This is a genomic window from Burkholderia sp. BCC1047 (genome assembly GCF_902833155.1).
In the GTDB taxonomy this organism is placed as follows: Bacteria; Pseudomonadota; Gammaproteobacteria; order Burkholderiales; family Burkholderiaceae; genus Burkholderia; species Burkholderia sola.
Window position 1 is genome coordinate 1 of record NZ_CADFEH010000087.1, and the last position, 302, is coordinate 302.

Genomic DNA, 302 nt, shown 5'->3' on the forward strand with positions numbered 1-302 from the left:
CTGTGGTGCGTGAACGTCGGCTACGGCCGCAAGGAACTCGCCGACGCCGCGTATCGCCAGATCCAGGAACTGCCGTTCTACAACACGTTCTTCAAGACGACGCACCCGCCGGTGATCGAACTGTCGGCGATGCTCGCGGAAGTGACGCCCGCCGGCTTCAACCACTTCTTCTATTGCAACAGCGGCTCGGAAGGCAACGACACCGTGCTGCGACTCGTCCATCAGTACTGGCGCGTGCAGGGCAAGCCGCAGAAGAAGTACGTGATCTCGCGCAAGAACGGCTATCACGGCTCGACGATCGC

1 protein-coding gene is annotated in these 302 nt (G+C 61.6%); it reads left to right on the top strand.

The window, feature by feature from the left end; all coding sequences use genetic code 11:
- A partial coding sequence (locus HWX55_RS35925; protein WP_175979098.1) for an aminotransferase class III-fold pyridoxal phosphate-dependent enzyme occupies positions 1–302 on the top strand: 302 nt, incomplete at both ends.